At 72.6% G+C, this 8,159-nt stretch carries 6 protein-coding genes; 5 read left to right on the top strand and 1 reads right to left on the bottom strand.

Annotated features, from left to right (window positions below):
- Position 1: 1 nt before the first annotated feature.
- On the bottom strand, positions 2-2,227 hold the full coding sequence (locus ITI46_RS15745; protein WP_209240175.1) for an MMPL family transporter: 2,226 nt from the start codon (positions 2,225-2,227) through the stop codon (positions 2-4).
- A gap of 167 nt (positions 2,228-2,394) precedes the next feature.
- On the opposite strand from ITI46_RS15745, the gene ITI46_RS15740 reads away from it, so the two are divergent.
- From ITI46_RS15740 to ITI46_RS15720, 5 genes are all read left to right on the top strand, one after another.
- Complete coding sequence (locus ITI46_RS15740; protein ID WP_209240174.1) at positions 2,395-3,117, top strand: TetR/AcrR family transcriptional regulator; 723 nt, start codon at positions 2,395-2,397, stop codon at positions 3,115-3,117.
- Between the two features lie 341 nt (positions 3,118-3,458).
- Entirely contained in the window at positions 3,459-4,403 is a 945-nt protein-coding gene (gene hpnC, locus ITI46_RS15735; protein ID WP_209240173.1) for a squalene synthase HpnC, read from the top strand.
- Positions 4,404-4,462: 59 nt separating this feature from the next.
- Complete coding sequence (gene hpnD, locus ITI46_RS15730) at positions 4,463-5,392, top strand: presqualene diphosphate synthase HpnD (protein WP_307808187.1); 930 nt, start codon at positions 4,463-4,465, stop codon at positions 5,390-5,392.
- A 109-nt stretch (positions 5,393-5,501) separates the two neighbouring features.
- Complete coding sequence (hpnE, locus tag ITI46_RS15725) at positions 5,502-6,959, top strand: hydroxysqualene dehydroxylase HpnE (protein ID WP_209240171.1); 1,458 nt, start codon at positions 5,502-5,504, stop codon at positions 6,957-6,959.
- Entirely contained in the window at positions 6,946-8,136 is a 1,191-nt protein-coding gene (locus ITI46_RS15720) for a polyprenyl synthetase family protein (RefSeq protein WP_372451965.1), read from the top strand. Before hpnE ends, ITI46_RS15720 begins: the two co-directional genes overlap by 14 nt.
- Positions 8,137-8,159: the final 23 nt, after the last annotated feature.

The following is an 8,159-nucleotide window of genomic DNA, read 5'->3' as shown; positions in this document are numbered from 1 at the left end:
GTCACACTCCGGAGCCGACCGGCTCCCGTTCGCCGGGCTCCTGCTGCCGCGGCTCGGCGGCCTCGTCGTCAGCCGCCTCGCTCAGGCCGGCCTTCGCGTGCAGCCGCCGCAACGGTGCCGGCGCGTACCAGGCCGTACGGCCCAGCAACCGCATCGCGGCGGGCACCAGCACTCCGCGTACCGCCACCGCGTCGATGAGGATGGCCAGGCCGCTGCCCAGGCCGAACATCTGGATGAAGGAGACCTGGCTGGTGGTGAAGGCGAAGAAGCTGACCGCCAGCAGCCCGGCCGCCATGGTCACGATCCGCCCGGTGCGGGAGAGACCGCCGGTCACGGCCTCGTGGTTGCCGGCCCCCGAGTCGTGCAGCTCCTTGATGCGGCTGGTCACGAAGACCTCGTAGTCCATGGACAGGCCGAAGACGATGCAGAACATCAGCACCGTCATCGAGGTGTCCATCGGCATCGCCGTGAAGCCCAGCAGCGAGGAGAGATGACCGTCCTGGAAGACCCACACCATCGCGCCGATCGCGGCGGTCAGGCTGACCGCGTTCAGCACCAGTGCCCGCAGCGGCTGCACCACGCTGCCGGTGAACAGGAACAGCAGGATGAACGTCGAGCCGACGACCCAGGCCACGGCGGCTGGCAGCTTGTCGGCGACGGCCTTCTTGGAGTCGATCAGCTCCGCGTCCTTGCCGCCGACCAGCGTCGTGGTGCCGCCGGGTCCTGGCAGGTCGCGGATGTCTCGCACCAGGTCCTGCGCCTTGCCGGAAGCCGGGGTCAGGCTGGTGGTGACCGACAGCCGGTGGGTGCCCTGCTGCTCGAACGCGGCGCTCGCGGCGCCGGGCCCGCGTACCGCGTGCCCTCGCACGTAGGTTCCCGTCGCCGCCTGGACGCGGGCGACACCCTTCAGCTCCGAGAGCTGCGCGGCGTACCGGTCCACGGCCCGGCTGTCGGCGCGGCCCTGGGTGACGACGGAGACGCCCGCCGCGTCGTTGCCGGCGAAGTCGTGCTGGAGCGCGGTGGAGACCTGGCGGCTCTCGGCGCTCTCCGGCAGCACCCGCTCGTCCGGGGTGCCGAAGGTGGCGCCCAGCAGCGGGCTCGCGGCCAGCAGCAGTACGGCCAGCACCGGTAGCGCGGTGAGCGCAGGCCGCCGCATCACCGTACGGGCCAGCTTGCCCCACATCGGGGCCTCCGGCTTGCGGACCGCGTCGGCCCACGGCAGCCGCCCCTTGTTGACCCGCGGCCCCAGCACGGCCAGCAGCGCCGGGACGACCAGCAGCGCCGAGAGCGCGGCGATGGCCACCACGCCGATGCCGGCGTAGGCGAAGGAGCGCAGGAAGTACGGCGGGAAGAGCAGCAGCGCCGCCAGCGCCGCGACCACGGTCGAGGCGGAGAACAGCACGGTCCGGCCCGCGGTGCGCACGGTCGTACGGAGCGCCTGTGCGGTCTCGTCACCGGCGCCGAGCCGCTCGCGGAAGCGGCTGACGAGCAGCAGCCCGTAGTCGATGCCTAGCCCGAGCCCCAGCGCGGTGGTGAGATTGATCGCGAAGACGGAGACGTCCGTGATGCTGCCGAGGATGTACAGCTCGGCGAAGGTGCCCAGGATCGCGACGAGGCCGATGGCCAGCGGCAGCAGCGCCGCCACCACGCTGCCGAAGGCGAGGATGAGCAGGATCAGGGTCACCGGTACGGCAATGGCCTCGGCCACTCCGAGGTCCTTCGACACCTGCGCGTTGACCTGCTCGTTCAGTGCGGCTCCGCCGCCCGCGCGCACCGAGACGGCGCCCCGCTCGCCGGTCCACTTGTCGGTCACCTCGGTGACCCGCTCGGTGTCCTCCTGATCCATATGGGCGAGCACCAGCGCCTGGGAGCCGTCCCGCGAGGTGAGGGCTGAGCCGCCGGGCGCCCAGTAGGAGGTCACCTGGGAGACGCCGGGCTCCTTGCGCAGCCCGCGGGTCAGCTCCTGCCCGGCGTGCTCGACGTCCGGGGAGTCGAGTGCGCCCTCCTTGGCGCGGACCAGGAGGACGAGGTTGGCCTCGCCGTGGAACGTGTCGTCGATCTGGGCGGCGGCGCGTGAGGAGGGCGAGTCCGGGTCGTCGAATCCGCCGCCCTGGAGCTTGCCGAAGGCGCCGAATCCGACGGCGGCCAGCGCCACCACCGCCAGCAGGGACAGCAGCAGCACGGTTCGTGCCCTGCGATAGGTCAGGTCGGCTATGCGTTGGAGCACGTCAAATCCCCCGGGAGGCGCGATGGAACGGAACAGGAGCGAACAGGAAATGGCAGACCGATCGGAAGGACTGCCATACGGACGGAGTGGCGCCGTCAGATGTTCACGGCGTCAACATGCATGATGCCAGGTATGTTACTGCTGTCAACATCGGGCAGGATGGAAGCATGCACGCGAACACCGAAGCGACGCCGGGCGGAGCCGCGGGCGACCCCTCGGCGCCGGCCGCCGCGGCGGCCGGCCGCCGCGGCAAGGGCCGCTACCACCATGGGGACCTGCGCAACGCGCTGATCCAGGCCGCCATCGAACTGGCGGCTGAGGGAGGCCCGGACGCCGTCGTCCTGCGTGCCGCAGCCCGCAAGGTCGGGGTCTCGGCGACCGCCGCCTACCGGCACTTCGAGAACCACAGCGACCTGCTCGGCGCCGTCAAGGAGCACGGTCAGCAGCGGCTCGTCGCCTGTATGGAGGCAGGCGGGCGCGAGGTGCACGGCGAGGGGCCGGAGGCGACCAGGCAGCGGATGAAGGGGCTCGGCCGCGGCTACATCCAGTTCGCCAGGACGGAGCCCGGCCTCTACCGCACGGCCTTCTGCCGCAAGGCGCTCGGCGTCCTCGGCATCACCGAGGAGGGCGCCATCGTGGAGGGCGACGAGGAGCCGGGCTGGGAGGCACGCTCGTTCGAAATGCTCTCCGAGACCCTGGACGAGGCCGTCGCCGTCGGCCTGATCACACCGGAACGCCGCCCCGGTGCCGAGCTGAGCGCCTGGGCCATGGTGCACGGGGCGGCGATGCTTTTTCTCGACGGGCCGCTGGATGTGCTCCCCGAGGAGGAGGCGGGCTATGTCATCGAGCGGGTCCTGCACGATGTCCTGGCTGGTCTGATGGCCCCCTGACCGCCCCCTGGCGCCGCTGGTGAGAGAGTTGCCCCCAGTCGGATGTGCGCAGGCCGCAGGCGGTTCGGCTTTGGGGGCACCCCTGCTCGAAGAGCGCGGGGGAGCAGTCCCCCGCGCCCCTTCAGGCACGGTCCGGGGCGCGGTTCGGGGCTCGCACATGGGGTTGATGTACGGCGTAAGCTGTTTCGGTGCTGATTCGCGGTAAGTCGGGCGAACAGGGCCTGGCCGGGCTGTGCCGCCGGCTGCTTTCGCAGGCCAGCGCGTGCGGCGTGTCCGAAATAGGATCTTCTGGTGCAGCGGTGTAGAAACGGAGATGTGACGGCAATGGCCATGGGCAGCACGTGGTGACCGCGGAGGAGGACGCGCACGCGAGCGCGGTGCTCTCCAAGGCCAAGGCGGAGAACTTCCCGGTGGCGCCCCGCTTTCTTCCCCGTGCATGGCGGGACGACCTGATGGCCGTCTACGGATTCGCCCGCCTGGTCGACGACATCGGCGACGGCGATCTGGGCGCCTCGGGCCCCGCACACGCCTCCTCCCTCGGGCTCGCACCCGGCCAGGCCGCCGACCCGCTCGCCATGCTCGACGCCTTCGAGGCCGATGTCCACCGGGTGTTCGACGGCATCTCCTGGGGCGGCCCCTCACCCACCGGTACGTCCACCGGCCGGTCAGGGCCGGGTCACCCGCTGCTGCGCGCCCTGGTCCCCACCGTCCGCCGCAGGGGACTGACGCCGGAGCCGTTCCTCGCCCTGATCGAGGCCAACCGGCAGGACCAGAAGGTCCGCCGCTACGCCACCTATGCCGAACTGCTGGCCTACTGCGAGCTGTCGGCCAACCCGGTCGGCCGGCTCGTCCTGGCCATCACCGGCACCATGACACCGGAGCGGGTGCGCCGCTCGGACGCGGTGTGCACCGGGCTCCAGATCATCGAACACCTCCAGGACGTCGCCGAGGACCTGGCCAGGGACCGGATCTATCTGCCGGCCGAGGACCTGGCCAGGTTCCGGGTCGGCGAGTCCGACCTCGCGGCGCCGACCGCGAACGCCTCGGTGCGCGCCCTGATCGCCTACGAGACCGAGCGCGCGCTGGGCCTGCTGGACGAGGGCGCGCCGCTGGCGCGCAGCGTCCACGGCAGGCTCCGGCTGCTGCTCGCCGGGTTCACCGGCGGCGGGCGCGCCGCGGCCTCCGCCCTGCGAGCCGCACGGTACGACGTACTGGCTGGGACTCCCCGGGCCGGCACCGCGAGCGTGCTGCGCGAGTCCTGGGCGAGCTTGCGAGGAGAGGGGTGACCGGGACGGTGGGGAAGACGGAGAAGGCCGCCAGAGCGGACCGGGCACAGGCCGGGTCCGTGCAGCAGCTCCCCGCGCAGGTGTCCGCCGCCTACCGCTACTGCGAGGCCGTCACCGGAGCGCAGGCCCGCAACTTCGCCTACGGCATCCGGCTGCTGCCCGCACCCAAGCGGCAGGCCATGTCCGCGCTGTACGCGTTCTCCCGTCGGGTGGACGACATCGGCGACGGCGAACTGCCCCCCGAGGCCAAGCAGCGGCGGCTGGAGGAGACCCGGACGCTGCTCGACCGGATCAAGGGCCGCGCGGTCTCCTGGGACGACACCGACCCGGTCGCCGTCGCACTCAGCCACGCCGCCGGCCGGTTCCGGATCCCGCTCGACGCGCTGGACGAGCTGATCGACGGCGTACTGATGGACGTCCGCGGCGCCGGCTACGAGACCTGGGACGACCTGAAGGTGTACTGCCGCTGCGTGGCCGGCGCCATCGGCCGGCTCTCGCTCGGCGTCTTCGGCACCGTGCCCGGCGCACGGGAGACCTCCCGCGCCTCCGAATACGCCGACACTTTGGGGCTCGCCCTCCAACTGACCAATATTCTCCGGGACGTACGGGAAGACGCGGAGGGCGGAAGAACGTATTTGCCCTCGGAGGATCTCGAGAAATTTGGCTGTGCCGCGGGTTTCACCACCGATACGGTGCCGCCCGGCGCCGACTTCACCGGACTCGTCCACTTCGAGGTGCGCCGGGCACGCGCGCTGTTCGCCGAGGGCTACCGACTGCTGCCGATGCTCGACAGGCGCTCCGGCGCCTGCGTCGCGGCCATGGCGGGGATCTACCACCGGCTGCTGGACCGCATCGCGGCCGACCCCGCCGCCGTGCTCCGCGGCCGCGTCTCCCTGCCAGGACATGAGAAGGCGTACGTCGCGGTACGCGGCCTGTCCGGCTTCGACGCGCGGCTGGTCTCCCGCCAGACGTCGCGGCGGAGCGCCTGATGGCCCTGACGCCGCTGCCGGCGGGACGCCGGGCAACCCACCACCGCGGCGGAGACGTCCCAGCGGGCACGGACCACATCCACGCAGGGGAGTCAGGGGAGGAGCGTCCATGACGGCGGACGATGTGCGGTCCGGCGAACGGCCCGGCGCCGCCCGGCGCGCCGTGGTCCTCGGCGGCGGCCTCGCGGGCACGACGGCCGCGCTGCGGCTGGCCGAGGCGGGCCTGGAAACCACCCTGGTGGAGACCCGCCCGCGGCTGGGCGGGCTCGCCTTCTCCTTCCGGCGCGACTCCGCCGCCGGCGAGCTGGCCGTGGACAACGGCCAGCACGTCTATCTGCGCTGCTGTACCGCATACCGCTGGTTCCTGGAGCGACTGGGCGCCGCCGGACTCGCCCCGCTCCAGGACCGGCTGGACGTGCCGGTGCTCGACGTCGGCGGCAGCCGCCCCCGGCTGGGACGGCTGCGCCGCAGTGCGCTGCCCGTACCGCTGCACCTGGCCGCGAGCCTGGCCGGCTACCCGCATCTGTCACTCGCCGAGCGGGGTGCGGTGGCCCGCGCCGCGCTCGCACTCAAGGGGCTCGACCCGGCCGACCCGGCGCTGGACGCCATCGACTTCGGCACCTGGCTGCACCGGCACGGCCAGTCGCCCCGCGCCGTCAAGGCGCTGTGGGACCTGGTCGGCACCGCCACCCTCAACGCCCGCGCACCCCAGGCGTCGATGGGTCTCGCGGCGATGGTCTTCAAGACCGGGCTGCTGTCCGAGCCCGGCGCCGCCGACATCGGATGGGCGCACGTACCGCTCGGCGACATCCACGACGTTCTGGCCCGCACGGCGCTGCACAAGGCGGGCGTGCGCACCCTGCTGCGTACCCGGGCCCGAACAGTCGAGCCGGACGGAGCAGGCGGCTGGCGGGTGACGGTCGAACAGGGCGGCAGCGGCAGCGAGGAGTTGGCCGCGGACACCGTCGTGCTCGCCGTACCGCAGCGCGAGGCGCACCGGCTGCTGCCCCCCGGGGCGCTGGCCGACCCCGGGCGGCTGCTGGAGATCGGCACCGAGCCGATCCTGAACGTCCATGTGATCTACGACCGCAAGGTGCTGCGCAGACCTTTCTTCGCCGCGCTCGGCACCCCGGTCCAGTGGGTCTTCGACCGCACCACCGCCTCCGGGCTCACCGGCGGCGGCCAGTATCTGGCGCTCTCCCAGTCCGTCGCGCACGAGGAGATCGACCAGCCGGTCGCCGCGCTGCGCGAGCGCTATCTGCCCGAGCTGGAGCGGCTGTTGCCCGCTGCCAGGGGCGCCGGGGTGCGGGACTTCTTCGTGACCCGGGAGCGCACCGCCACCTTCGCGCCCGTGCCCGGAGTCGCGCGGCTGCGCCCGGCGGCGCGCACGCTGGCCCCCGGTGTCCTCCTCGCGGGAGCGTGGACCGCCACCGGCTGGCCCGCGACCATGGAGAGCGCTGTCCGCAGCGGGGTGACAGCCGCCCGCGAAGCCCTTGTCGCGCTGGGCCGCCCCTACGGGGCCGAACCGGTCCCCGGCATCGAAGGAAGGGCCCATGAGCACAACTGACGCAGAACGTCCGGCCGGCCCAGTCAGCACGGGCGGTACAGCCAGCACCACAGCACCGCACAGAGGAGACCCTGTGACCCCGCCGAACCAACAGCTCGTGAACGAGGACGACGAGGGCATGAAGGGCGAAGAGGCCGGACGCAGGGAAGTGAGCGCGCTGCTGGAGCGCGGCCGCACGCTCTCCACCCCCGTACTGCGCGCGGCAGTCGAGCGGCTGGCCCCGCCGATGGACACCGTCGCCGCCTACCACTTCGGCTGGATCGACGCCGAGGGCCGCCCCTCGGACGCAGCGGGCGGCAAGGCGGTACGGCCCGCGCTCGCGCTGCTGTCCGCCGAGGTGACCGGCGGCGCACCGGAGACCGGCATCCCCGGCGCGGTCGCCGTGGAGCTGGTGCACAACTTCTCCCTGCTGCACGACGATCTGATGGACGGTGACGAACAGCGCCGCCACCGCGACACCGTCTGGAAGGTGCACGGTCCAGCGCAGGCCATCCTCGTCGGGGACGCGCTGTTCGCGCTCGCCGGGGAGATACTGCTGGAGCTGGGCACGGCGGAGGCCGGGCGCGCCACCCGGCGGCTCACGCTGGCGACCCGAAAGCTCATCGACGGCCAGGCGCAGGACATCTCCTACGAGCACCGCGACCTGGTGACGGTGGAGGAGTGCCTGGAGATGGAGGGCAACAAGACCGGCGCGCTGCTGGCCTGTGCCTCCTCCATCGGCGCGGTGCTCGGCGGCGCCGACGACCGCACGGCGGACGCGCTGGAGGCGTACGGCCACCACTTGGGCCTCGCCTTCCAGGCCGTGGACGACCTGCTCGGGATCTGGGGCGACCCCCAGGCCACCGGCAAGCAGACCTGGAGCGATCTGCGACAGCGCAAGAAGTCGCTCCCGGTCGCCGCCGCACTCGGCTCCGAGGGCCCCGCGGCGGCGCGGCTCGCGAAGCTGATGACCGAGGACGCGAAGAAGAGCCAGGCGGAGTTCGAGGACTTCCACGAGGCGGAGTTCGCCGAGCGCGCCGCGCTGATCGAAGAGGCCGGAGGCCGCGAGTGGACCTCGCAGGAGGCCCAGCGCCAGCACACCACGGCGCTGGCGGCGCTCGACTCGGTCGACATGCCGGGCCGGGTGCGCGACCAGTTCACCGCGCTCGCCGACTTCGTCGTCGTACGGCGGGGGTGAGCCGGCCTCCCCTCGCGGCTCCG

Origin of the sequence: Streptomyces oryzae, from assembly GCF_017676365.1 — a bacterium.
Lineage (GTDB): Bacteria > Actinomycetota > Actinomycetes > Streptomycetales > Streptomycetaceae > Streptomyces > Streptomyces oryzae.
Note: the sequence above shows the minus strand (reverse complement) of the source record. Positions and strands in the feature narration are given on the sequence as shown.

Excerpts from the sequence above, each read along its gene's own strand:
- ITI46_RS15740 (WP_209240174.1), top strand. The coding sequence starts at position 2,395 with ATGCACGCGAACACCGAAGCGACGCCGGGCGGAGCCGCGGGCGACCCC.
- ITI46_RS15720 (WP_372451965.1), top strand. The coding sequence starts at position 6,946 with ATGAGCACAACTGACGCAGAACGTCCGGCCGGCCCAGTCAGCACGGGC.
- hpnE (WP_209240171.1), top strand. The coding sequence starts at position 5,502 with ATGACGGCGGACGATGTGCGGTCCGGCGAACGGCCCGGCGCCGCCCGG.